The sequence below is a fragment of the Natronomonas marina genome (assembly GCF_024298905.1).
Classification (GTDB): Archaea; Halobacteriota; Halobacteria; order Halobacteriales; family Haloarculaceae; genus Natronomonas; species Natronomonas marina.
The window spans coordinates 3,315,164-3,339,896 of record NZ_CP101154.1 but is presented as its reverse complement, the minus strand read 5'-3'; the positions used below and the strand labels follow the sequence as shown (position 1 = coordinate 3,339,896).

Sequence of the window (24,733 nt, the reverse complement as noted above, 5' to 3'; positions counted from 1 at the left end):
CGGCGAGTTTACTCTTGTAGTGTGAAGTCGGTCGTCTGGAGGTCGGCCTCGTAGTAGGCGGTGCGGAGTTCGGCCGCGGTGGCGTACTCGCGGGCCGGGATCACTCGCTTTCGGACGGGGACAACGAGAGGGTCGACCGAGAACGGATACGGATCCAGCGTGACCGTCGTGTCGTCGACCGGTGTAACGCTGATGTCCACCTGATCGCCGTCAGTAGCTGGAACGGGTCCAAGCGTCGTCGATTCCAGTGCCGGATACAGACAGAACCGAAGGGAGAGCTGATCCCACGCCTGGAGCAGACAGTAGCTCCGCCACAGCGGGTTGTCTCCGTCGTAGGTCCCGGTACGGTGAAGCGTGTCGAGCATGTCGAGCGCTTCGTCCGTGACGTACGGGCCGTACCGGTCCGAACGACGGAGCTCCTTCCCGAGACGTAGCTGCCGGTTCTCCTCGCGGGTGACGAACTCCGCATACTGCTGCTGTCGGTCGGTCATTCCCGGAGCGGTCCCGTAGCGCTGGCGACGGATGCCGGCGCCGTGCATCGAAACCAACAGACCGACGTACGGATCCATCTCGACCGCGTTCTCGATGCCCCGTTCGTAGAACTGTATCCAGTTCTCGGTCGGGACCTCGAATAGGTCGACCGGTGCACCGTCCTCCCGGAGGTGCGGGTACAGATCCCAGGGCCACCAGCCGTTGTCGTGGGCGTACCCGGCCGCGCACATTGCCGCGTTCGGCTTCGGCGCTTCGACGCGGTCGGTGCCCCAGTTATCGGCGAACCGACCGGCCATGACTGCGTGTTCGTTCTGTGCGACGATATGGTATCCGTCCGCACGCTCCGGTGCTAACACTGTCGGGCCCTCTCGTTCGCTAACATGGTCACAGTTGCTCGGGGAGGTGCTTTGCTCTTGTGCCTCCGTCGCCAAAGGACGCGAACGACAACGGGCCTGGTATCCGAGCGTCGCGGCCGTTGGGGTCCGATCAGATCGGCCGGTCGATGTGGGTCCCGTGCCCCTTTTCACCGACGATTTCGCCGTCTTCGTAGACGACCTCGCCGCGGACGATCGTATGCGTCGGCCACCCTGTGACTTCGCGCCCATCGTAGATGGAGTAGTCGGCTGCACCCTGCAGCAGTTCCGGTGTGACGGTCTTGGTCTCGTCGAGGTCGACGACCGCGAGGTCGGCGTCGCTCCCGACGCGTATCGTCCCCTTCTTCGGGAAGAGGTTCCAGGCCTTCGCCGTGTTCGTGCTCGTCACTTCGACGGCGCGCTCCAGCGAGATGCGACCCTCGTTGACGCCCTCCGACAGGATCAACGGCAGCATCGTCGAACTCGACGGGAACCCGAGGGCACTATCCCGGATTCCCGACCCGATTTTGTCCGCCGAGACGTTTGCACAGTGATCCGTCCCTATACAGCTGATGGTGCCGTCGGCCACCCGGTCCCACAACGTTTCCCGGTCCGACTGCCCCCGAACCGGAGGGTTCACTTTCATCCGCTCGTCGCACTCTTCGGTCGTCAGTGTGAGGTAGTGTGTACAGGTCTCGCCTCGGAGATCGTATCCCGCCGTCTTGAGTGCCGCGAGTTCGTCGGCAGTTCGACCGGCGGAGATGTGGACCGCATAGAAGCTGTCGTCGTAGTCGTGGGCCTTCGCCAGCGCCGCACCCGCGACCATACTCTGCATCTCGGCGTAGTCGGGGAACTCCTCGACCATCACCTCGTACCCCTCGCCAGAGTCGCTCTCGTCGTCTTCGGTTTCCGACGTGATGTAGACGTTGCCACCCGAAAGCGCGTTCGTTATTTCGACGTTCTCCGAGTGGTAGCCGAGCGTCGTCGGGGCGTCCTGTGCAGCCAGTGTCTTGACGAGTGCGTCACCGAAGTCGTCGCGCATCTCGCAGTCGACGCCGAACTTCTCCGCCGCCGCATACTTGTAGTTCATATACCACTTGAACGAGGTGATACCGAGGTCGTCGATTATCAGCGGGATCTCGTCGATGTGCTCGAACGAGAGGAGTCCGAGCGAGAAGAAGTAGTCGTGATAGTAATTCGACTCGGCCTCGGCGAAGTAGCTCTCCATAATGTCCTCGTACGATCCAGCGCGCCGGAAAAAGTTCCCGATGGTGGTGACGCCGCCCACGAGGTCGGAACGGGACTCGCTTTCGGCATCCGCTTCGAGGCCCCGATAGATGCCGTGGTGCGTGTGGGGATCGATCGCACCCGGCAGGACGTACTTGTCGGATGCGTCGACGATCCTGGCACCCGACAGCGTGTTCGGTCGCGCGATGGCCGAGATGGTGCCATCATCGGCCGCAACGTCAGCACGTATCGTCCCGTCACCCGGGATGACGACAGTACCGTCGGCGATAACTAGATCGTGCCTCATCGCTCGCCCCCGTACGTTCGAACGGGAGAAACCCCACCCAACCCCGCGACGGATCGGTCGCTATCGATACGCCACCGCACCGTTCGGCGGACATCGTCGCTCGTGTCGGCACAGCGGTTCGGCGGCAGTTGTCGAGTCATGGGTTCGATCGAACAGTACTGGCGGGTGTAGCAACATAAAATTTCGTTCGCAGGCCCCGCTTCGGCATCGCCGGTGTCTCCTCCGCACAAAGTATTTGTTCTAACTCCCCGGAGACGTTCACCACATGGTATTCGAGCCGACGCCAAGAGAGATTGCCGAGGAGTTTCTGAACCGTCTGGAGGACGAACGACGGGACACCGTCGACGAACTGGTCGGAGACGACGCGGTGATAACGGTCCCCGGTGCGCGGTTCGAGGGGCCGGGCGCAACCGAGGCGTTTCTCGCACACTACGACCCACGATACGATTGGGCCGCGAAGGACTTCGACCGGTGGATCGAGACGGACCAGGCGGCGATAAGCATCGGAACCCTCTACGGGGAGGACAATGACGGCGAAGGCTTCTCCGGCGTCCGGTACGTCGACGTCTACGAGGTCGATGACGGGCTCATACGGCGGCTCGACATCTGGAACGATCTCATCGTCGATGGCGTCACCTGATCGACCCTGCCCCCGCCGTCGAATCGGTCGTTCCTGTCGGAGCGGTAGCGTCCATCACCCCGCTCGACCCGAACCCGGCCGCCGATACGATGCGTTCGGCGTCTACGCGGTTCGTAGCGCCGCCCCGACGTCCCGTACACTCCGGTGACGAACGTCGAGGAGTACTTCGAGGGCGTCCGTCGCTCCGGCGTCGAGACGGGTCTCGAGTAGGCGCTCGAACTTCCCCTCGAGCGCGTCGTTCCCCGGGAAGTTGCGGTGATCCCCGGGCGCGTCGACGCACTCCGCCTCGAGCGTGGTCCCGTCGGTGTGTGTCACCTCGACCCGTGCGCTCCGGTGGTCCGGGAACCGGTCTTCGTACTCGGGGTCCCGATGAAGGCCGACGCGGTCGGCGAGCGCTCGCGTTGCGGGGTCGGAGAGTGACGACTCGTCGAAGTCGTCCAACCAGAGGTCCGCACCGTCACCGATGAGCTTTCGGGCGAGAACGTACGGCGTCGAGAACTTCCCGCTCGTCGGTGTCGCACAGTCGGTGTGGTCGAGGGCACTGGCCCTGTTGTAGGTGAAGACGTCGATCGACTCGACCTCGTCGACTCGAACGTCGTCCACGACGGTATCGAGTGCCGCCAGCGGGGCGTGCGTGTACCAGCAGGACGGCGTGAATTTGTAGTAGTTCTCGGTGATCGACCAGGCCTCGCCCAACTCTCCGAACGACCGGTCGAACGACGTTTCGTCCATCTCGCGGAGCGGGTCGTACACCTCCCGAATCGCGGCCCGTGAGCCGGCGAGTCCGGCGTCGGCGAGAAGCGCAGCGTTCACCCCGACCTGCGTCGAGAGCCCCGACGTGACGTTCCTGGCTGGCGAGCCTTCCCGATAGGGGTCGTGCATCGAGAGCACCGCCAGGTTCGCACCCAGTCGGAACGCCTCGACGACTGTCTCGTCGTCACATCCCATCGCGATCGCCCCCGCGACCGCCGGCCCGACCGTCGTCCATGTGCCGTGGGGGTCGCGGAGATGCCAGGGCGTCACGTCGTCGAGACGGTCTTTCATCGACCAGATGGCGTGTTCGATGCGGGTACACAGTTCGTAGGCTTTCACGATCCCTTCGAGCAGTGACTCCCCGTCGGCGTCCGCAGCCTCACCGAGCGCGAAGCCACCGGCGACGATGCCCGCACCGACGTGTCCGCCTCTGTTGTGGCCCTCCTCGATCTCGGCCGAGATGGCCGTCGTCCCGTTCACCAGCGCAGCGTTCCCAGGTGACGCCGTCCGTCCGGTTCCGACAATCGACGCGTTCCCGGCCGCAACCTGCATCCCGGTCGCAACCCGCTCGTTTGCTGCGGTATCCGCGCCGGCGACTGCTGCCGATAGTACGTCCGCAAGCACGAGAACGCCCTCGTCGAGGACCGGTTCCGGGACTGGCGAGGAGAGAAACTCGATCGCCTGTGCCATCCACTCTCTTTCCGCTGAACTAGCCATGCACGAGCATCCGTGCCGGCGGACATAATGGTTGTGTCGGCAGCAGTGTCTATACGCCTCTCCATTACCGGCCGGGGAGTGACCGATATACGTCAGGTTCTGTCGGCCGCAGGCCGACGTGCGGTCGTACCGTGAAACGGTTCCGATCGACTTCGGGACGCCCTGCTACCCGACCACAGTTCCTTCGGCCGGCTCGTCGATGGGATTTCCCCGGAAACCGGTGCTGGGCAAACGAAATCGATTTTCCCGGACGGAGCGACCACCGGCTTCGAGACCGGGTGGACGAACAGCAAAGCGACCGGACCGCCACGGACGGTGGCGGTCACGTCCTCACACGGGCGAGAGGACGTTCAACTCCGGGAAGGCGAAGAAGAGGATCCAGACGATACACAGCGCGACCAGGTACGGAAGCGCCGCGTAGGCGACGTCGATGTAGTCCAGATCGACCATCCCGCTGATAATGTAGAGGTTCAGTCCGTAGGGCGGGGTGATGAAGCCGATCGCGTCGCTGATCATGAACACGACCGCCCAGGTCAGCGGATCCAGACCCAGCGAAAACGCCGCCGGCGCGAGCAGCGGTGCAGTGAGGATCATGTTCGGGACGGAGTCGAGTATGGAGCCGCTGATCAGCATCACGACGATCATACCGACGAATATCAGGGCAGGGTGGCCGAGCGACATGATCAGATCGGCGACGACCGTCTGGAGGTTGAAGAACGAGAGCCCCTGCTGGATCATCACCGAGGACACGAAGATCGGGATGATCATCCCCATGACCTGGATCGACGTGAGGAACGGCTCGACGAGTTCACGGAGGTTCTGAATCGAGCTACCGAAGAGCCCGACCCCCAGGATGTACGTGAACGCCACCGCCGCGGACTCGGACGGCGTGAACACGCCGAGGAATATTCCGCCGATCAACAACCCGATCGTGATGAACGCGTTCCTGGCGCCCCACGTACTCTGCAGGATGTTTCGGACACTGAACGAAAACTCGGACGTGCCGTAGCCCCGCCGGTACGCGATGATACTCGCGGTCGCCGACAGGCTGATCATCATCATGATCCCCGGGATCGTCCCGACGATGAACAGCTGTGAGACGGACACGCCGAACGTGATCCCGTAGATGATGAACAGGACGCTCGGTGGGATGATGATCCCGAGCGTGCCGCCCGAGGCGATCGTCGCCGCTGCGAAGTCCTCGTCGTATCCCTCGTCGACGAGATCGTCGTACAGCGCTTCACCGACGGAGGCGGTCGTCGCGGCGTTCGATCCCGTAATGGCGGAGAATACGCCCGCCGTGTAGATACAGGTGTTCCCGGTGCTTCCGGGGAGCCACCCGCCTATAGAGCGAGTGAAATCGATGATTCGAGTGGCCATCCCGACCTTGTTGATCAACGAGCCGACGACGATGAAGATCGGAATCGCCACGAACGGGAACGTGTTCAGTTCGTTGAACGCGACCAGCGACATATTGACGAACGGGAAGATCGGGGAGAAGTAAGTGAAACCGACGGCCCAGATGCCGAACACCAGTGCGATGGAGACGCCCGACACGAAAAGGATGACACTCAGTATCGTCAGCAGGATCATCACCTGCCCGATGGTTAACTCGAGCATCTATACGTCCTGAGCCTCGGGGTTTTCCGCGATTCCTATTTCTTTGCCCCTTCGGAACTGGTTCGTGACGATCACGGCCTGCTGTAGAACGCGGAGTAGGATCATCCCGAAACCGACCGGCACGGAGAGATACAGCAGATACGACGGGACGTCCGTCCCTGTAATCCTCCCGCCGGAATCGATACGCGTCTGAAGCACGTCGAGAGCGAACCAGAAGATGATCCCTGCAAACACCAGCCAGCAGATCCACTCGACGACGTAGACGACGTACGTTTTCCGTGCCGAGTAGTCCTTGCTGAAGTAGGTGAAACGCAGGTGACCGTCGGTCCGAATGACGTACGACACCGACAGCCACCCGAGCCAGATGAAACCCCCGATGACGACTTCCTGGATGTACAGCTGCTGTATCTGGATGCCCAGTGTCCGAAGGACTACCGTGTACAGGATGATCGCCGTGTACGATAGCATCAGCACCGTGCTTACGTACCCCTCGAGATTGCGTTCGACGTCGCGTGCGATGCGAGACACGTTCAGTTCCATGATTCACTCAGATTCATGTTGTACTCTCACTTATAACTTATAATCTGTACGACGAACGTTGAAAACGCTTACAGGATTTCGTCGAGGTAGTCGTGCCACCAGACGTCGTACGTGAAGTCGTCCGTCGTCGTCGGGGTGCTGCTGGAGCGGGCCTTCTCGTAGACCATGTTGATGAACGCCTGTCCATCGTCGATGGCGTCGAGTCGCTCCGTCTCCTCGTACACCTGCGAGTACTGGTCGGGGTTGTCCTTGAGATCGAGTTCGCCCTGCCAGGCCTGTAGCTCGTCGTCGTCGAGTATGTTGACCGTGACGTCGTTCTCGGCGTACTTCGAGCCGGACGGCGGCGGGTCCGAGACGCCGGCGCGCTGCTCGTTGAACTCGTCGGTTCCCCGCACCCACTCCTCGGAGAGCGCCTTGGTTTCCTCGCCCAGCATCTGGAGGTCTTCCTCCGAAAACTGCTGGAGGAAGTCCACTCGAATCCAGTTCGGCTCGATACCCATCGCCCAGTTGTTGATGACCGCCTGGGCGGTCGCCTCGGGGAATCCGAACGCGGCGTGCGCCGTCGGCCATATTTCCATCCCGTCGACGACACCGGTCTGCATTCCCTGCAGCGTGTCGGCGAAGGCGATTTCGACCGGGTTGGCACCCCACGAACTGATGGCCTGGGCGGACATCCGACTGAACGTTCTTCGGATGTCCATGTCCTCGATCTGTTCCGGAAGACGGATGCGCCCATCCACGCCCGATGCTGCGTCGGTCCCGATAAATACACAGCGGAACTGCCCCTCCTCGGGCAGAAACGGCAGGACGCCGTACTGCTGTGCGAACGGGACCCAGTACTCCTCCCAGAGCTGTTCGGAGAACATGGTCGCGTTTATCGATGCGATGTTGTCCCCCGGGAACAGGTACGGCATCACCCAGAAGTGCAGCGGCGGCCACTGCTTGTGGGAGTTAGCCGGCGACGAGGACGCCGAGTTTACGACGCCAGCCTGGAGTTTCTCCCCACAGTCCGCGAACCCACAGATCTCGCCCTGACCGATCACCTGCATACTGATTCGCCCGTCGGTCGACTCCTCGAGCCGGCGGCTCAGCTCCCAGAGATGCGATGGGTCGGTGGCGTCCTTGTTGTTCCCGGCCTCCGAGAACCCGGTTCCGTGGCGCCACTCGATGGATTGACCCCCGTTGCCGTTGCCATTGCCGTTGCCGTTCCCGTTGCCGTTGCCGTTTCCATTGCCGTTGCCGTTCCCGGTCCCGTTTCCATTGCCGTTGCCGGTACACCCCGCCATACCGATCAACGCGCCCGTGGTCAGTCCGGTACCGAGTCGCTTCAACATTACACGCCGGTTTGTAGTATCCTTAGGCATGGTCAAATGCTATGTGCAGACAATTGAGGGGGACATAATAAAACTATTGACGGGATACGGCTCGATGATCTCCGGGAAATCAATTTGTTGACGAAAATGGGTCATTCTTGTCGAACGGACGATCCGACGTCCCTCACAGTAACTATCTTTATGTGAGTCGACGTGCCCTATCCGCTATGGGATCGACAATAGCGGAAAAAATTCTGGCCGACGCGGCCGGGGTGGAAACTGCCGAACCGGGCGATCACCTCGTCTGCGATGTGGATATGGCGATGTCTCACGACCTCGGGACCGAGGGGGTCATCGGCCACCTCGAGGAGATGGGCGTCGAGGAGGTGTGGGACCCCTCCCGGATCGTCTGTCCGATGGACCACGTCGCCCCGTCGCACACCATCGAGGACGCAAACCAGAAATCCCGCATCCGGGAGTTCGTCGAGGAGCAGGGCATCGAGAACTTCTACGAGGTCGGGACGGGGATCTGTCACGAGGTGCTCGTCGAGAACGGCCATGTACGCCCGGGTGAACTCCTCGTGGGGACGGACTCACACACTACGAGTCACGGTGCGTTCGGCGCCGCCGGGACCGGTATCGGCCACACTGATATGGCGTACGTGTACGCGACCGGACAGACCTGGTTCCGGGTTCCCGAGACGATCAGGTTCGATGTGGACGGGGAGTTCGGCGACGCCGTCGACGCGAAAGACCTCATCCTCCACATCGCCGGCACGTACGGGACCGACGTGGCACGCTACAAGGCCATCGAGTACACCGGCCCGGCCATCGAGCGGCTGTCGCTCGACGACCGGTTCGTCCTCTCGAACATGTCCATCGAACTGGGCGCGAAGTTCGGGTTCACACCGATCGACGAGAAAGTGACCGAGTACGTCGACTCGCGCACCGACGAGCCGTACACACCCCGGCACGCGGATCCTGATGCCGAGTACCTGGAGACGTATCGTCTCGACGCGAGTGACCTCCAGCCGAAGGTCGCAACCCCCCATAAGGTCGCCAACGTCGTCGATGTCGACGACGTCGAGGGGACGGAACTCGATCAGGTGTTCGTCGGCTCCTGTACGAACGGCAAGTACGAGGACCTCCTCGCTGCTGCAGAGGTACTCGAAGGCAACGAGGTCGCCGACGGGACTCGGTTCATCATCACGCCCGCGTCTCGAGAGATCTACTCGCGCGCCGACGAGGCGGGACTCGTTCGCGTATTCAACGAGGCCGGGGCCGTGGTGACGAACTCGACGTGCGGTGCCTGTATCGGCATGGGGATGGGCGTTCTCGGTGACGACGAGGTGTGTCTGGCTGCACAGAACCGGAACTTCCAGGGCCGCATGGGGAGTGACTCCTCCGACATCTACCTCTCGAGTCCCCGAACCGCCGCGGCCTCGGCCATCACGGGTCGTATCACCGACCCGAGGGAGGTGTGAGCATGCGAGGCCGTGCCTTCGTCTTCGGTGACGAGATCAACACTGACCTCATCACGCCGAGCGACTACTTCGGGGAGTCGTTCGACGTGATGGCCGAACACGTCTTCGAGCCGATCCGTCCGGAGTTCACCGACGAGTTCGAACCCGGTGACATCGTCGTCGCCGGGAGCCACTTCGGCTCCGGCAGCAGCCGGGAGAGCGCTGCCGCTGCACTGCAGGCCGCAGGTGTCGGTGTCGTCGTCGCCGAGTCGTTCTCCCGCATCTTCTACCGGAACAGCATCGCCTGGGGACTGCCCGTCGTCTCCTGCCCTGGCGTCACCGACTTCGTCGCTGACGGCGACGAGATAGAGGTCGACCTCGACGAGGGTCGGGTCAGGAACTGCGACACCGGCGAAGAGGGCTCCTGTGAGTCCATCCCCGAGGAGATCCAGGAAGTGTTCGAGGTCGGTGGGCTGCGCGAACACTACCGGAGACATCCGGAGGGGCTCAAAACCGACTGAGTTCCACCCCACCCGAGGTGGTACCGAGCGGGGCGTCCAGTGGCGACATATTTATCATCGCCGTTTGCCACCTACGAGGCGATGGCTGATTCAACGAACCTGCGAGAACTGGTAGAGCGCGAGGAGATACTGGTCTGTCCCGGTGCCCACGACCCACTCACGGCCGCCGTCGAGGACCGCCTGGACTTCGAGGCGATCTACATGACCGGCTACGGGACGTCCCTGTCCCGGACGGGCTATCCCGACGCCGGGTTCATCACGATGCCGGAGATGGTGGACAACGCGGCCGCGATACAGGAACGCGTCGATGTCCCCGTCATCGCGGACGCCGACAACGGGTTCGGCAACGCGACGAACGTCATCCGCACGATGCGGGAGTTCATCAAAGCGGGTGTCGGTGCCGTACAGATAGAGGACCAAAGCTTTCCCAAGCGGTGTGGCCACGTCAAGGGGCGCCAGCTAGTTCCGACCGAGGAGGCCGCCGGGAAGTTCGCCGCCGCTGCGGACGTCCGCGACGAACGCGACGAGTCGGTGCTCGTCATCGGTCGAACCGACGCGCGCGGCGCGACCGACGGGTCCCTCGACGAGGCTATCGAGCGTGTCAATGCCTACTGTGAGGCCGGTGCCGACGTCGCGTTCGTCGAAGGACCGGTCGACGAAGCGGAGGTCCGGGAAATCGGCGAACGGGTCGACGCCCCGTTGCTGTACAACTGTACCGGCATCTCGCCCATGCTCGACGCCGAGACGCTGGAGGACTACGGGTTCGACGTCGTCATCTATCCCGGTGTCTCGACCCGGGCGACGATCCTCGGTCTCCACCAGTGGGTCGAACGGGTTCTGACGGAGGGCTCCAGCGCGGTCGAGGAACTGTACGCCGAGTTCGAGGAGCTCCCGATCGGTTCGTTCCACCAGTTCGCCGGGTTCCCGGAGGTCGTCGAGTGGGAGGAGCGGTACCTGCCCGCCGAAGAGGAGGAAAAGTACGACGATTCACTCGGCGAAGCACCGGGCGACCAGTAGCGAGCCTCCCGCTCGTTTACTCGTTCGACAACGCTTCGCGGGCGTGGTCGCCCGCTAACTTCCCGAACCCGAGGGCGGTCGTCAGACCGTTCCCGCTGAGATAGCCACCGGCGCCGTGGCCGCTGATCCCCACGGCCGTTCCACCCCCGGCGTAGAGGTTCTCGACCACACTGTCGTCCTCTCGAAGTACCTGTCCGTGTTCGTCCACGACCAGGCCGCCCTGCGTGTGAAAGAGCGCGCCGGTGACCTCCGCTCCGTAGAGTGGCGGTGACAGCGGCTTGAGGCCGTCCGTCCGTCCCGTCGTGTCGGGGCCGCCGCTGGCTGCCGCCTCGTTGTATGTCTCCAGGGTCTCCCTCGCCGTCTCCGCGTCGAACTCGAAGCGGTCCGCGAGCGCCTCGACGCTCTCACCTCGCTCGTAGCCGTCCAGTTCAACTGCCTCGTCGAAGTCGTCGAACTGCCCCGCCAGTTCGTCGAAGATCTCCTGATCGAACAGTTTGTACGCCACGCCGTTCGGCTGTCTGAGCACGTCGACGGCGAACGCCGAGTAGCCGCGTGATTCGTCACCGAACCGCTCGCCGTCGGCGTTGATCATTATTCCGCCCTTCATGATCGCGGCGTACGTCGAGTGGATACCGACCCCCTGGATTACGCTGGCGAACCCCTGGTAAGCGTCCATGCAGGCGAGGTCACCGCCGAGTTCGGCCCCCATCCTGATCCCGTCACCCGTGTTCCCGTCCGCGCCGAAGTACAGCGCGTCCTCGATTTCGGGACACCACTCGTCGATCATCCGCTTGTTCCCGGCGAAGCCGTTGGTCGCCAGGACGACCTTTCGAGCCTTGATCGCCTCTCTGTGACGCTTGCCGGCGATGACGCCAGTCACCGCTCCGTCCTCGGCCACGAGCTGTCTGATCGGCGTGTTGGTGAGCAGTTCCGCGTTCGGTTGTGCATCGACGCGGTCGACGAGTTCTCCGACCAGGTTGGCACCTTTTCGTCCCGGCGGTGCGTGCATGCGGAACTCGGACTGTTTCGGGTAGCGGAAGTCGTCCACGAAGTGGAGGGAGACGTCCCACTCGTCGACCAGCCAGTGGACGAGCGCGCGGCTCTCCTCACAGAGGTGCTGGACGATATCCTCGTCGGCCTCGTAGTCGTTCTTCTCGAGAATGTCCTGCGCCATGTCGTTCGGCGCTTCCGCTATCCCGGCCGCTCGCTGGAACCGTGTTCCGGCCGCTGGGATCATGCCGGTCGAAAGTTCGGTGTTGCCGCCGGGCTCGCCGGTCTTTTCCAGCAGCGTCACCCGGAGGTCCGGGTTCTCGGACGCTGCCAGCGTCGCGACGAGCCCACAACCGCCGGCCCCGGCGACCAGTACGTCGGTCTCTACGTCCCAGGATACCTCCGAGGCAGGAACGACCTCCGTCGTCTCGTCCTCCAGTGTCCGCTGGTCTACTCGTGTATCGGCACTCATGCGGTCGGCTATGGAACCGACTCGCATAAAATTACTGCGGCCACTCGGTGTACCCCCGAGACCGCCGCCGCGTGCAACGGAGTTGCCAGGATTCCTGCCGCGGATACCGGGTCGTCCCGATCACGTCGGGGACGTTGAACGTGAGCGACACGTCCAGTGTCCACTCCAGTTTGGAGTTTGAACGGGAGTCCACCGACAAGCCCACCGCTTCAGCGGTGGGTAGCTGACACAAACGCTTATGCCGTTTCCATCTCGAATCGATACCCATGACGGAGTCAGATCCGAGAGCCGTCGTCGAGGAGTTCTTCGAGCGGATGAGCGACCCCGAAACGCAGGCGACCGTCGGCGAACTGTTCGCGGACCGGGCGGTAATAACACGGCCGGGGCGGACGTTCGTCGGCGACACTGCGGCCGAAGAGTTCGTCGAGGCGGTCGGTCAGCGGCTCGAGTGGGTCGACAAGGAGTTCGACCGATGGATCCAGTCGGGGTCGGAGGTAGCAAGTATCGGGCGTCTTTACGGGGTAAATAACGACGGTGATGCGTTCTCCGACGTCCGCTACATCGACGTCTACTCGGTCAGCGATGGCGAGATAACGCGTCTCGACATCTGGAACGACCTCGCCTCCGAGGGAATCGTCGAACCGGGTGCCTGAGATGGTCGACGAATCCGACACCGGGGACGGCGAGGAGCGTTTGGGCGTTTCCATCGCGCTCGACGACGACATGAACCTGGTCCAGCGCGTCGAGGAGTTGGGCTACCACAGCGTCTGGGCGGCAGAGGGACAGGGAAAGACCGCGTTCGGCAAACTGGAACGGTGGGCGACCGTCACGGACCGGATCCGACTGGCGACGGGTATCGTCAACGTGTTCTCCCGCAGCCCCGCGGCGATCGCGCAGGGCATAGCGACGCTGGACGAGCATTCCGACGGCCGCGCCATCCTCGGCCTCGGCGTGGCCCATCCCGGCGTCGTCGAGGAGTTCCACGGAATGGAGTTCGACAGGCCGCTCCCACGCATGGTCGAATACATCACGCTGATACGAAAGTACCTCGCGGGGTCCGGCGAGGAGTTCGACGGGGAGTTCTACTCGCCCGGTCGAGCCAGCTTCTGGGAGTCCTTCGAGCCGACGCGCGGCGAGATACCGATCTACAATGCGGCTCTCGGTCCGGGTAACGTCCGTCTGACGGGAGAGTACGCGGACGGCTGGCTTCCGAACCTCTATCCCCGCGAGAAACTCGACGAAGCGCAGTCGTGGCTCGCGGAGGGAGCCGAACGTGCCGGTCGGGATATCGGTGATATCGACGTGGCGATGTACGTGCTCGGGGCGGTCTCCGAGGATCCGGCGCACGCCCGCCAGGTTGCCGCAAAGCACGTCGCTCGTTACTTCCGGTCCATTCCGGGCTACTACGATCGGGTGGCGGTGGAATCGGGGTTCGAAGACGACGTCGAGGCCGCCAGGAACGCCTCGAGTCTCGACGCCGCTGCGACCGCCATCTCCGAGGAGTATCTCGACATCGTCGCGGTCGTCGGCACGCCTCGGGAGGCGGCCGACAAACTCCAGACGCTCCGCGATGCCGGGGTGAACATGCCGATTATTCGGCCCGCCGGTGGTGATCCGGCGCTCGTCGAGGAAACGTACGAGGCACTCGCTCCCGAATAGGTCGGTTCAGGACCGGGGGAAACGTCCCGCACGCCAAGATTTAATATCCGACTGCGTGTCCGTACCGTTGGACCCGAACTACAATGACTACACGAATCTGGGAGGATCTGCTCACCGAGCGCGACCAACAGGTCATCACGAAGGGCGGCTACGACGAGGAAGGCGCGAAGGTCTGGGAGTCGCGGGGACTCGGCGACAACCCGATGGTGTTCGTCATCGACATGCAGCGATTCATCGTCGGTGACGACGTACCGATACTCGAGTCGATCCAGGAGTTCAACAGCTCCTCGATGGGTTCGGTCGCCCACGACGCTCTCGACGACATCGCCCCGTTCCTCGACAGTGCCCGCGAGAGCGACGTGCCGATCACCTACACGCGAGTCATCCCGGAGAGTTACGACGATCCGGACCACGACGACCTCCGTATCGTCGATCCCATCGCACCCGAGGAGGACGACCTCGTACTCGACAAGTCCTACGCGAGTGCGTTCTTCGGGACCGATCTGGTGTCGCGGCTCGTCCGGGACGGGATCGACACGATCATCGTCGTGGGTAACTCGACGAGCGGCTGTGTTCGGGCGACGGCGATCGACGGAAAACAGTACGGCTTCGACGTCGTCGTTCCGACCGAGTGCGTCTTCGACCGCATCGAGGCCTCTCACAAGATCGCGCTGCTGGACCTCTGGATGAAGTACGCCGAGGTCGTCGATCGAAGCGAGGCCGAAACGTACCTCGAGGAGGTCGCATGAGTCACGACCTCGTCGTCAGTAACGGGACCGTCGTCACCCCGGAACAGGGACGGTTCGAGGCCGACATCGCGGCCGACGACGGCGTCGTTTCGAACGTAGCCGCTCCCGGAACCCTCGGCGGTGACACCGAAGTCGACGCGACTGGAAAGTACGTCCTCCCGGGGGCGATCGATCCGCACACCCACCACGGCATCTACAGGGAGTTCACGACGGACGCTATCGCCGAGTCTCGCTCCGACCTCGTCGGTGGCGTCACGACTGTCGGGGTCATGCTCTCGTTCCAGCGCGGACTCTGGGACGAGTTCGTGCCCACGTACCTCGAGGAGGCCGAGGGCCGCTACTACCACGACTACTTCCTGACGCTCGACCCCACCTCGATACCCGATGTCTCGATGGTCGACCGCGCCATCGAGGAGTGGGGCGTCACGACCTTCAAGTGGTTCCCGGTCCGGAAGGACGGCGAGGGCCCGGAGGACGGCTCCATATTCGACGGCCGTATCGACGATTTCGTCGCCCGATTGGCGGCCAGAGAGGAATCGACGACCCTCGCGTACCACTCCGAGAACGCCGAGATCACGACCCCACTGAAAGAACACGAGAAGGCGTCGGGCCGCGACGAGTACGCGTCACTGGTCGATGCGTTCCCGGGGCGAGCGGAGGCCCAGAGCATGGTCGCCGGCAGCGCACTTACGCGCCAACACGACTACGACGACAGCTTCTATGCGGTCCACATTAGCTCGAAGGAGACGGCAAACGAGATCGCGGCGCTCCGGGAGGCCGGCTATCGCACGACCGGCGAGACGTGTCCGCACTACCTGGCGCTGACGACGAGCGAAGCCGACGACCGCGCGAAGGTCAACCCGCCGGTGCGGGACGAGCGCCACCAGGAGGTGCTCTGGGAACGGGTGGCCGACGGGACGATAAGCTGCATCGGGACCGACCACTGTCCGAACGACACCGACGAGAAGATCGGGGACGACATCTGGGACTCGCTGTGGGGGTTCCCCGGAACGACCACGATGCTGCCGTTGATCCTGTCGGAGGGCGTCAACGAGGGCCGCATCTCGCTGGAGCGCGCCGTCGAAGTGACGAGCACGAACACGGCAAAAGCCTGGAACGTGTTCCCCAAGAAGGGAACGATACGCGTCGGGAGCGACGCCGACCTCGCGGTCGTCGACCTCGACGAAACCAAGACCGTCACGACCGAACTGTTGCAGAGCGGCTGTGACTACACGCCCTACGAGGGGATGTCGGTCACGGGCTGGCCGACCCAGACGATCGTCCGCGGCGAGGTCGCCTACGAGGACGGCGAGGTCGTGGGCGAGGCGGGGCACGGAGAGTACATCCGCCGTCCGGTCTGAACGTGGCAGGTCGGTCGGGTTCTGCCGACCGCCCGGTCGGGTTCGAACTGGCGTCGCGGGAACTGCAGCTTCGCTCTCGTGTATGCTCGAGGAGGCGGCACCTCGGCGGTGACCGGGGGAGTCGACCACACCGCGTCGGGGTCCCAGCTTACACCGATACACAGAAATAAATACGGTCGCTACAAACGGAGTCACCGTATGGCCGACAGAGCAAGCAACGACGCCAGTAGTCAGGCGATCCTGAAGGGTGGCCCGGAAACGAAGATCGACATCGACGAGGAGGTGATCGACTGCGACGCACACATCCGTGAAACGGTCGACGATATGCTTCCGTACGTCGAAGACGGGGAAGCGAAAAGCTACATCGAAAGCGAGTACTTCGACTATCCGTGGGACGGCTGGGACCGGTCGGCCGGCGGCCGCGCGGGCTACGCGACGGTTCGCGGCCCCGAGGACGAGGCACAGGTCATGGAGGATCTCAGCCTCGACATGGCGATCCTCTCTCCGACCAAGAACCTCTATCACGGCCTGTTCGGTAACCGTGACGTCGCCAACGCCCTCGCCCGTGCCTACAACGAGTACATCATCGACGTCTGGCTCGACGAATCGGACGTGTTCAAGAGCGGGATCTTCGTCCCCGTCCAGGACCCACAGGTCGGTGCGGACCTGATCGACGATCACGCACACGAGGACGACATGGCGTGCGTGTTCCTCAATCCGGTCGGGCCGGAGAAGGCGCTCGGCGACGAACGCTACGACCCGATATACGAGGCCGCAGAACGGCACGACCTCCCGGTCGCGTTGCACGGTGCGGCGACGACGCACTCGAAGTTCCCGCTCCAGACGGACTATTTCCACAAGTTCCTCGAGGTGCACGCACTGAGCCACCCGTTCCAGCAGATGACCCAGATCACGAGCATCATCTGTCGGGGCGTCCCGGCGAAGTTCCCGGATCTCGACTTCATCACGATGGAAGCCGGACTGGGCTGGCTGCCGTACATCTACCGGCTCGACAAGGAGTTCCTGGCACGCCGTAACGAGGCACCACTGCTCGAGAAGCTCCCGTCCGAGTACTTCCAGGACCAGTTCTACGCCGTTTCCCAGCCCATCGAGGAGACGGCGAACGTCGAGTATCTCGCCGAACTGGCCGGCGGCTGGGATCGGCTCCTGTTCGCCACGGACTGGCCACACTGGGACTTCGACTCACCGACCATCGTTCAGGAGCTGTTCCCGAAAGAGCACTGGTCGAAGGTCTATCACGAGAACGCACGTCGCGCATTCAGACTGTGACATGGCCCGGGAAAAACACCTCGCCACCTCCGTCCGAGACCTCGCGGAGGGCCCACAGCGCGTGACGGTCGACGACAAGAAACTACTCCTGTACCGATCGGAGGACGACGAGACGGTGTACGCCTTTCGCAACGTCTGTCCACACCAGCTCGGTCCGGTTGTCGAGGGGAAACTCGACGTCGAGAACAAGAAGGTGATCTGTCCGTGGCACGGGTGGGAGTTCGACCTCGAGGGCGGGACGAACCCGTTCGGTGGCGACCTCGCAAAGCGGCTGCCGCAGGTCGAAACCGTCGTCGAGGACGAGGACGTTTACGTCCTGATGCAGTAATCAGTCGCGGTCAGTCATCACTCGATCCAGACGGTTTTGCGATTGACGAACTCCAGAATACCGTCCCTGGAGAGCTCTCGTCCGAACCCGGAGTCCTTGACGCCGCCGAACGGCAACCGGGGATCGGACTTGACCATCTCGTTGACGAATACGCAGCCGGCGTCGATGCGTCGCGCGAGTCTCTCGCCCCGCTCACGATCCGCCGTCCACACGCTCGCCCCGAGACCGAACCTCGTGTCGTTCGCCAGCTCGACGGCCGCCTCCGCGTCGGCGACTTCGAAGACGGCAGCGACGGGTCCGAACAGCTCCTCGTTCCGCGCAGGACACGCCTCCGGAACGTCCGCGAGTATCGTCGGCGGGTAGAACGCGCCCTCGCCTTCGAGCGGTTCGCCGCCGGTCACGACGGTCGCTCCCGCGTCCACGCTCGCCTCGACCTGCTGGTGGAGCTCCTGCAGTAACGCCTCGCTCGCCTGCGGCCCGACGTCGGTCGCCTCGTCGGTCGGGTCCCCGACCTGGAGTGACTCCACCTCCGCCGCGAGCGCGTCCAGGAATTCGTCGTACACCTCTTCGACGACGATGAACCGCTTCGCGGCGATACACGACTGCCCGGAGTTCTGGTTGCGAGCCATCGCACCGGTCGCCGCCGCGTCGGCTACGTCCGCGTCGTCGAGGACGACGTACGGATCGCTCCCCCCGAGTTCGAGCACACACTTTTTGAGGTTCCGGCCGGCCGTCTCGGCGACGGACCGCCCGGCGTACTCGCTGCCGGTGAGCGTGACTGCCGGGACACGGTCGTTCTCGACGATTTCCGACACGCTGGCCGAGTCTACGAGCAGCGTCGAGAAGCATCCCTCCGGGAACCCGGCCTCTTCGAACACCTCCTCGATAGCGAGCGCACACCCCGGCACGTTCGACGAGTGTTTCAGCAACGCGGTGTTGCCGGCCGCAAGGGCAGGCGCCGCGAAGCGAAACACCTGCCAGAACGGGAAGTTCCACGGCATTACCGCGAGGACCGGGCCGAGCGGTTCGTGGGCGACGTAGGTCTTCGCGTCGGGGACCGTCCCGACGTGGCGGTCCTGCAGGAACTCGCCGGCCCGTTCGGCGTAGAACTCACACCCCCACGCGCACTTCTGCACCTCCGCTCGCGCCTGCGTGATCGGCTTGCCCATCTCGGCCGTCATCAACTCCGCGTAGCGGGTCTCGTTGTCCCGCAGGATGTCGGCGAGCGACCCGACCAACCGCCGTCGGTCGCTGATGTCCCTGTTGCGCCACTCGAGAAAGCGGTCCTCTGCACCTTTCAGGATTTCCGCGACAGTGTCCTCGTGGGTGTCGTACTCCTCCAGGAGTTCTCCTGTCGCTGGGTTCCGGCTTTTCATACGTATCGGCCGTTTCCGACGAGGTAGCCTCACGACTTATACTATTTGATGTTCGCAGTACACGATCACCGAATCGACACTCGTACGCCTTCCCGCGGGCTGGTCGGGGCCCCCCGGTCAAACCCGTGCAGTTATACATCGCCACCACGCACAGCAAGCCGATGAGTGTTGAACGCGTACTCGTCGTTGGCGCCACCGGCAAGCAGGGCGGGGCGACCGCCCGCCACCTGCTCGCGGGGACGGGTGGCCGGACGTTCGAGGTCGACGCATTGACCCGGTCGCCGGAGTCGGACGCCGCAACCGCCCTCGCCGAGGCGGGTGCCAACGTCGTCGAGGGCGACCTACTGCGTCGGTCGTCGCTTCGAGCGGCGCTCGAACCCGTCGATGCCGTCTTCTGTGTCACGGTGTTCCGGGCCGGGGGCCACGACGTCGAGGTCGAACAGGGTGTAAACGTCGCCGAAGTCGCAGCCGAGGTGGGCGTCGAGCAGTTCGTGTATAGCTCGGTCGCGAGCGTGGAGACCGACACCGGGCTGGCCAACTTCGAGTCCAAGCGGGCCGTCGAGGACCGCATCCGGGACCTCGGCCTTCCGGCGACGTTCCTCCGGCCGACCTACTTCATGCAGAACTTCGAGGGACTGCGACCGGAGATAGAGAACGGACGGCTCCCGTTACCTATCCAGCCGGACGTCCGACTACAGCTGATCGACGTGGCGGACATCGGTGCGTTCGCGGCGACCGCGTTCGCCGACCCGGACCGCTACGTGGACACCGCAATCGAACTCGCCGGTGACGAGCGGACGCTCGAGAGCGCCGCCCGGGTCTTCGGGTCGGTCCTCGGGCACCGCGTCGAACCGGTGAGCCTCCCGATCGAGGCGGCACGAACCGAGGTCGACGACGTCCACGCCGACATGCACGTCTGGTTCAACGAACACGGCTACGACGTGGATATTGCGGCACTCGAGCGGGAACACCCCGTCTCACTCACCGATCTCGAGGGGTGTCTCCGGCGACGGGGATGGGGAGAGCGCTGAATCCGGCGCGCCGAACGCCGAGTACCAGCGCGGTGGGGTTCCGGCAGGGGGCCGTCGGCAAGTCGCCGTCACGGCCCGATGGCCGGTGGTGCGCTCAGGCGTAGGTGACGTTCATCCCGAGTTCCTTTGCGACACCGTTCAGCAGTCTGGGTAGCTCCTCCCTGTAGTAGTCGCCCTGGATACGATGTTCCGGGCCAGCCACACTGATCGATCCGAGGAGCGTCCGGTCCTGGTCGAATACCGGGACGCCGACGGCTCGCAGGCCATTGATACGCTCGCTTTCGTTGAAGGCGAATCCGCGTTCTCGTATCCGGGACAGTTCCTCGAATAGCGACGCGCGGTCCGTGGTGGTCGACCCGGTGAGCTGCGGGAGCCCGGTCTCCTCGATGATCGACTCGACGTCCTCGCGGGGCATGAACGAGAGGAGGCACTTGCCGGCCGCCGTCGCGTGCAGGAAGACCCGATGACTGTCGTCGGCGTCCGTCGCAACGGCCTGGTCGCCCGCGCTGCGGTGGATGTACACGGCTCGTCCGTGCTCTGCGATGGCGAACTGCACGAGTTCGCCCGTTTGCTCGGCCAGTGATTCGACCTGGGGGCCAGCGAGTTCGTACACCCGTTTTCGGCCCTGCACGTAGCGGCCCAGGTCGATGAACCGGGAGCTGAGATAGTAGATGTCGCCCTCCTGCACCAGATACCCGAGCGACTTCATCGTCGCGAGGTGGCTGTGAACGGTGCTTCTGGCGACTCCGAGCCGCTCGGCTATCTCCGAGACGCGACCGCCGTCGAGTTCGTGGAGACATTCGACGATCTCGAAGGATTTCACCGTCGATTGGACGGTTTTCGATGAGGTTTTCGAGTCCATACCGACAAAATACGGCGATTACATATAAAGTTCACGCAGAGTGAATCGGGCTCGGGTGGCGGTCGGTGCGGGGAGCGGTGGGGAAGCCACACGGCAGAAACGAGCAACAAGCACCGATATCGAAGACGTATTTACCGCACTGGATGAACGCTACTCCGATGGAGGTAGCTGCTCTATATGAGGTGATCGAGGAGTTGGACCGGGGCTGGAAAGCGTGTCTGCTGGCGGCATTTATTGCGAGCTGTATTCTGACTCTCTCAGCCGTATGAAGCGATCGATCATCGGTCGCTTCGGAGGGATCCTCGTTCTCGTGATCGTCGCAGGCGCGGCCCTGGTCGTCGGATCGAAACTCCCGGTTTTGACACCGCTCGTCCTCGCCATCGCTGGTGGGGCGGTCGTCTCGAACACCGTCTCGATTCCCGAGGGAATCGAACGCGGAATCGCCGTACACCCGTTGTTTCTGGAGACGGCGATCGTCCTGCTCGGTGCGAGTCTCCCGCTGAGTGCGCTCGTCGCGGCGGGTCCGCTCCTCATCGGTCTCGTCGTCGGGACCGTCGCGCTCGGGGTCGTCGTCGTCACGGGCCTCTCCCGGTTCGCCCACCTGAACGACCGACTGGAGTCCCTCCTGGCCGCCGGGTCGAGCATCTGCGGCGTCTCCGCGATCGCCGCCGTCGCACCGGTCGTCGAGGCTGACGACACCCAGATCGCCCACGCCGCTGCAACGATCCTCCTGTTCGACGTGTTGACGCTCGTGCTCTTCCCCCCGATCGGCCGACTCCTCGGGGTCGAGGCCAAACTGTACGGCATCTGGATCGGCCTCGCGATGTTCTCTACTGGCCCCGTCGCCGCCGCGGGGTTTGCCCATTCGACGGTTGCGGGTCAGTGGGCAATGCTGACGAAACTCTCGCGGAACGCCCTGATCGGCATCCTGGTAGTTCTCTACTCGCTACTGTACGCGAACCGCGAGCGAACGCAGTCCCGATCCGTCGGGACGACCGGACGACTGTGGGCCGAATTCCCGAAGTTCCTGGTCGGGTTCGTGTTGCTCGCGGTGCTGGCCAACAGCGGATTGCTGTCCGATCGCGTGATCGATACGATCGGGCTGGCGTCCGACGCACTGTTTCTGTTGGCCTTTGCGGGCCTCGGATTCGAAATCCGACTCCGGAAGATACGGCAGTCCGGCGTTGCACCGATCGCGGTCGTCGGGCTCTATCTCGTCTTCGTCAGTTCGGTCACGTATCTCGCGGTCGGTCTGTTCTTCTGACGAGGGTCCGTCGCCCGGCGATCCAGTCCGACGTCGAACCCACCTCACCGCCGAACGACGCGAGAATTCCGGGGTCGGTACCGCGACAGCCACCCGCATCCACCAAAGCAGTTATCTCCCAGAGGTCTGTGCTCTTCTCCATGACTGATCCCGGCTCACGACCCCTCGATGGCGTTCGCGTTATCGACTGTACACAGATGCTCTCGGGTCCGTTCGCCACCCAGATGCTCGCCGACATGGGTGCGACGGTGATCAAGATCGAACGCCCGGAAACCGGGGACATCACGCGCGCGATCGAGCCGACGGTTGGCGATTCGGGGATGACCAGCTACTTCGCGTCCCTGAACCGTGGAAAACGCAGCGTCGTCCTCGACCTCTCGTCCCCTCAGGGTGCCGACGCCCTCGCGCGACTCGCGGCGGATGCGGACGTGATCGTCGAAAACTATCGAGCGGGCCTGATGGAGGAGTGGGGACTCGGCTACGATTCGCTCTCGGAACTGTCGGACGACCTGATCTACTGTTCCATCTCCGGGTTCGGACCGGGACCGTACGAGGACGTTCCGGCATTCGACATGGTCGTCCAGGCCCTCGGCGGGAGCATGAGTATCACGGGCGAGTCGGACGGTCAGCCGCTCCGCTCCGGGCTCCCGATAGGTGACATATGCGCGGGAATGTACGCCGTCATCGGAATCGTCACGGCCCTGCACTCGGTAGACCGACACGGTGGCCAGCGGATCGACGTCCCGATGTTCGAGGGACTCGTCTCGTGGTTGTCCGAGCGCGCCGGGTGGACGTTCGCCACCGGGGAGCCGTACCAGCGCAGGGGGAACGTCCACCCGTCGCTCGCCCCGTACCGTGTTTTCGACACCGAGGACGGCTGGCTGGCGCTCGCCATCGGTAGCCAGGGTACCTGGCTGTCGCTGTGTGAGGCACTGGACAGGCCGGATCTCGCTGCGGATCCACGGTTCGAAACGAATTCGGATCGAGTCGCCAACCGGGCGGCCCTCGCGTCGGAACTGGCCGACGTGTTCGTGCAGGACGATGCCGAGTCGTGGTTCGAACGCCTCCGCGAGGCGTCGGTCCCTGCCGCGCCCGTCAACGATACGGCAGAGGTTTTCGAAACACCCCAAATCCGGGCGAGCGAGGCGACGAGCGACCTCACCCTCGGCGGTGTCGATATGCCGTTCGTCGAGTTTCCGGTCGGGTTCTCGGAGCTACGATCCGGTGACGTGAGCGAACCGCCGGTCCACGGTGAGCACACCCGGACCGTGCTGTCCGAGGTCATGGACGAGGCCGCGGTCGACGATTTGATGGGCGAGTGAAGCACCCGTTCGGGCCGGCACCGATCTATTTTCGAGTGAATCCCGAATCGAGAGACGGGTCAGAACCCCTGCAGGAGTGCTGCGCCGGCGACGATGGTCCCGACGGCGACCAACAGTCGCGGCGAGCGAGGAACCTGACGGGCAGCGACGTAGGTGACTGCCAGGACCAGAACGGGGTAGACGTTCACCAGCGGTGCGACCACGGCGACCGTCCCGAACTGCAACGCCACGAACTGGCCGACCCAGGCCATCGCGGCGAACCCCCCCGAGACCATCAGCAGGGCCATGATACGCCAGCCGTCGATCATCGAGCTTTTGCGGGCACGGGGCGAAACCACCAGCCCCAGGCCGAGCAGGGTCACCGCTACCGTCTGGCTGATCGCGCTCGCGGTGACGGCGTCGGGAAAGTCCCGGAGGCCGAAGTCGATGAGAACGTATGCGGCACCGACTATGGCTGCGGCCAGCGCCGGAAACAGTACGTCTCGCCAGGTCGCGCCGGCCACAGCCTCGACGATCGGATCCGTCTTCGATGGGCTGGGTTGCGCCGTTCCACCCACCGACTGGAGGAGGGCACACCCGCCGACGATGGCAACGAGCCCTGCGCCACCGACCACCGAAACGTCGTCGCCCAGTATCGGGACTGCAAGCACTGCGGCTACGGCTGGGGCCGTGGCCAGGATCGCGGTTGCGAGGCTCGATCCGACGCGGTCGATACCCTCGTAGTACAGCAGACGGGAGCCGGCCGGAAACGCGGCACCGGCGACGGCGAACGGGGCGACGTTCCACACTGTCAGCGCTTCGACCGGGATTCCCCGGAGGAGAGCGATGCTCCAGAGGATGGGAACCGTGACGAGAAAGCTCACCAGTGTTGCGCCGAAGACCGGACTGACGCCGTCTCGGTCGGCGGATTTCGTTATTGCCCGTTCGACCGTCAACGCTTGCCCGGCTATCGCGGCCGCGGACAGTATCGCCACGACCGCTGCGAAATCAGAATTCACCATACGATACCTGTGATCGGATCCAAAACGGGTCGGTCGGCGTCCGTCGGTACGGTAGGCGTCCTGTC

23 protein-coding genes are annotated in these 24,733 nt (G+C 63.8%); 13 read left to right on the top strand and 10 right to left on the bottom strand.

What is annotated here, in order from left to right; all coding sequences use genetic code 11:
- Nucleotides 1–8: 8 nt before the first annotated feature.
- Together NLF94_RS17375 and NLF94_RS17370 are read right to left on the bottom strand one after the other, a co-directional pair.
- A complete protein-coding gene (locus tag NLF94_RS17375; RefSeq protein ID WP_256558648.1) occupies nt 9–1,097 on the bottom strand; it encodes a DUF3891 family protein in 1,089 nt (362 codons plus the stop codon).
- Nucleotides 979–2,379: a dihydroorotase gene (locus tag NLF94_RS17370; protein ID WP_254838900.1), complete on the bottom strand. Its 1,401-nt coding sequence runs from the start codon at nt 2,377–2,379 to the stop codon at nt 979–981. Before NLF94_RS17370 ends, NLF94_RS17375 begins: the two co-directional genes overlap by 119 nt.
- Nucleotides 2,380–2,644: 265 nt before the next feature.
- Between NLF94_RS17370 and NLF94_RS17365 the strand changes: the two genes are divergently transcribed.
- Nucleotides 2,645–3,019, top strand: a complete 375-nt coding sequence (locus NLF94_RS17365) for a nuclear transport factor 2 family protein (RefSeq protein ID WP_254838899.1) — start codon at nt 2,645–2,647, stop codon at nt 3,017–3,019.
- A 102-nt stretch (nt 3,020–3,121) separates the two neighbouring features.
- Here the strand turns inward: NLF94_RS17365 and NLF94_RS17360 are convergent, their stop codons facing one another.
- From NLF94_RS17360 to NLF94_RS17345, 4 genes are all read right to left on the bottom strand, one after another.
- Nucleotides 3,122–4,489, bottom strand: coding sequence for an MmgE/PrpD family protein (locus NLF94_RS17360; protein WP_254838898.1), 1,368 nt, complete (start codon nt 4,487–4,489; stop codon nt 3,122–3,124).
- Between the two features lie 330 nt (nt 4,490–4,819).
- Complete coding sequence (locus NLF94_RS17355) at nt 4,820–6,109, bottom strand: TRAP transporter large permease (protein WP_254838897.1); 1,290 nt, start codon at nt 6,107–6,109, stop codon at nt 4,820–4,822.
- Nucleotides 6,110–6,649 (bottom strand): TRAP transporter small permease, encoded by a 540-nt coding sequence (locus NLF94_RS17350; protein ID WP_254838896.1) that lies wholly within the window; start codon nt 6,647–6,649, stop codon nt 6,110–6,112.
- Nucleotides 6,650–6,717: 68 nt separating this feature from the next.
- Nucleotides 6,718–7,983 carry a TRAP transporter substrate-binding protein gene (locus tag NLF94_RS17345; protein ID WP_254838895.1) on the bottom strand — a complete coding sequence of 422 codons (1,266 nt, stop codon included), beginning with the start codon at nt 7,981–7,983 and terminating at the stop codon, nt 6,718–6,720.
- Between the two features lie 206 nt (nt 7,984–8,189).
- Between NLF94_RS17345 and NLF94_RS17340 the strand changes: the two genes are divergently transcribed.
- The 3 genes from NLF94_RS17340 (at nt 8,190) to NLF94_RS17330 (ending at nt 10,963) form a co-directional block, all read left to right on the top strand.
- Nucleotides 8,190–9,446, top strand: a complete 1,257-nt coding sequence (locus NLF94_RS17340; RefSeq protein WP_254838894.1) for a 3-isopropylmalate dehydratase large subunit — start codon at nt 8,190–8,192, stop codon at nt 9,444–9,446.
- Between the two features lie 2 nt (nt 9,447–9,448).
- Nucleotides 9,449–9,946, top strand: a complete 498-nt coding sequence (locus tag NLF94_RS17335; RefSeq protein ID WP_254838893.1) for a LeuD/DmdB family oxidoreductase small subunit — start codon at nt 9,449–9,451, stop codon at nt 9,944–9,946.
- Between the two features lie 81 nt (nt 9,947–10,027).
- Nucleotides 10,028–10,963: an isocitrate lyase/PEP mutase family protein gene (locus NLF94_RS17330; RefSeq protein ID WP_254838892.1), complete on the top strand. Its 936-nt coding sequence runs from the start codon at nt 10,028–10,030 to the stop codon at nt 10,961–10,963.
- A 16-nt stretch (nt 10,964–10,979) separates the two neighbouring features.
- Here the strand turns inward: NLF94_RS17330 and NLF94_RS17325 are convergent, their stop codons facing one another.
- Nucleotides 10,980–12,425: an FAD-dependent oxidoreductase gene (locus tag NLF94_RS17325; RefSeq protein WP_254838891.1), complete on the bottom strand. Its 1,446-nt coding sequence runs from the start codon at nt 12,423–12,425 to the stop codon at nt 10,980–10,982.
- A 266-nt stretch (nt 12,426–12,691) separates the two neighbouring features.
- On the opposite strand from NLF94_RS17325, the gene NLF94_RS17320 reads away from it, so the two are divergent.
- The 6 genes from NLF94_RS17320 (at nt 12,692) to NLF94_RS17295 (ending at nt 17,812) form a co-directional block, all read left to right on the top strand.
- Nucleotides 12,692–13,078 (top strand): nuclear transport factor 2 family protein, encoded by a 387-nt coding sequence (locus tag NLF94_RS17320; protein WP_254838890.1) that lies wholly within the window; start codon nt 12,692–12,694, stop codon nt 13,076–13,078.
- 1 nt (nt 13,079) lies between these two features.
- Nucleotides 13,080–14,084 carry an LLM class flavin-dependent oxidoreductase gene (locus NLF94_RS17315; RefSeq protein WP_254838889.1) on the top strand — a complete coding sequence of 335 codons (1,005 nt, stop codon included), beginning with the start codon at nt 13,080–13,082 and terminating at the stop codon, nt 14,082–14,084.
- A gap of 83 nt (nt 14,085–14,167) precedes the next feature.
- On the top strand, nt 14,168–14,833 hold the full coding sequence (locus tag NLF94_RS17310; RefSeq protein ID WP_254838888.1) for an isochorismatase family protein: 666 nt from the start codon (nt 14,168–14,170) through the stop codon (nt 14,831–14,833).
- A complete protein-coding gene (locus NLF94_RS17305; RefSeq protein ID WP_254838887.1) occupies nt 14,830–16,194 on the top strand; it encodes a dihydroorotase in 1,365 nt (454 codons plus the stop codon). The genes NLF94_RS17310 and NLF94_RS17305 overlap by 4 nt, the downstream gene beginning before the upstream one ends.
- 198 nt (nt 16,195–16,392) lie before the next feature.
- Nucleotides 16,393–17,484, top strand: coding sequence for an amidohydrolase family protein (locus tag NLF94_RS17300; RefSeq protein ID WP_254838886.1), 1,092 nt, complete (start codon nt 16,393–16,395; stop codon nt 17,482–17,484).
- A 1-nt stretch (nt 17,485) separates the two neighbouring features.
- The gene (locus NLF94_RS17295; protein ID WP_254838885.1) at nt 17,486–17,812 is read left to right on the top strand and encodes a Rieske (2Fe-2S) protein; all 327 of its coding nucleotides are present in this window, start codon (nt 17,486–17,488) and stop codon (nt 17,810–17,812) included.
- Between the two features lie 17 nt (nt 17,813–17,829).
- Here the strand turns inward: NLF94_RS17295 and NLF94_RS17290 are convergent, their stop codons facing one another.
- A complete protein-coding gene (locus NLF94_RS17290) occupies nt 17,830–19,188 on the bottom strand; it encodes an NAD-dependent succinate-semialdehyde dehydrogenase (protein WP_254838884.1) in 1,359 nt (452 codons plus the stop codon).
- A gap of 161 nt (nt 19,189–19,349) precedes the next feature.
- Between NLF94_RS17290 and NLF94_RS17285 the strand changes: the two genes are divergently transcribed.
- Nucleotides 19,350–20,219 (top strand): NmrA/HSCARG family protein, encoded by an 870-nt coding sequence (locus tag NLF94_RS17285; RefSeq protein WP_254838883.1) that lies wholly within the window; start codon nt 19,350–19,352, stop codon nt 20,217–20,219.
- Nucleotides 20,220–20,313: 94 nt separating this feature from the next.
- Here NLF94_RS17285 and NLF94_RS17280 read toward each other — a convergent pair whose 3' ends face one another.
- Nucleotides 20,314–21,081: an IclR family transcriptional regulator gene (locus NLF94_RS17280; RefSeq protein WP_254838882.1), complete on the bottom strand. Its 768-nt coding sequence runs from the start codon at nt 21,079–21,081 to the stop codon at nt 20,314–20,316.
- Between the two features lie 265 nt (nt 21,082–21,346).
- On the opposite strand from NLF94_RS17280, the gene NLF94_RS17275 reads away from it, so the two are divergent.
- Both NLF94_RS17275 and NLF94_RS17270 read left to right on the top strand, forming a co-directional pair.
- Nucleotides 21,347–22,345, top strand: a complete 999-nt coding sequence (locus NLF94_RS17275) for a YeiH family protein (RefSeq protein ID WP_254838881.1) — start codon at nt 21,347–21,349, stop codon at nt 22,343–22,345.
- Nucleotides 22,346–22,485: 140 nt separating this feature from the next.
- Nucleotides 22,486–23,667, top strand: coding sequence for a CaiB/BaiF CoA transferase family protein (locus NLF94_RS17270; protein ID WP_254838880.1), 1,182 nt, complete (start codon nt 22,486–22,488; stop codon nt 23,665–23,667).
- A 59-nt stretch (nt 23,668–23,726) separates the two neighbouring features.
- On the opposite strand, the gene NLF94_RS17265 is transcribed toward NLF94_RS17270, so the two are convergent.
- Nucleotides 23,727–24,665, bottom strand: coding sequence for an EamA family transporter (locus NLF94_RS17265; protein WP_254838879.1), 939 nt, complete (start codon nt 24,663–24,665; stop codon nt 23,727–23,729).
- Nucleotides 24,666–24,733: the final 68 nt, after the last annotated feature.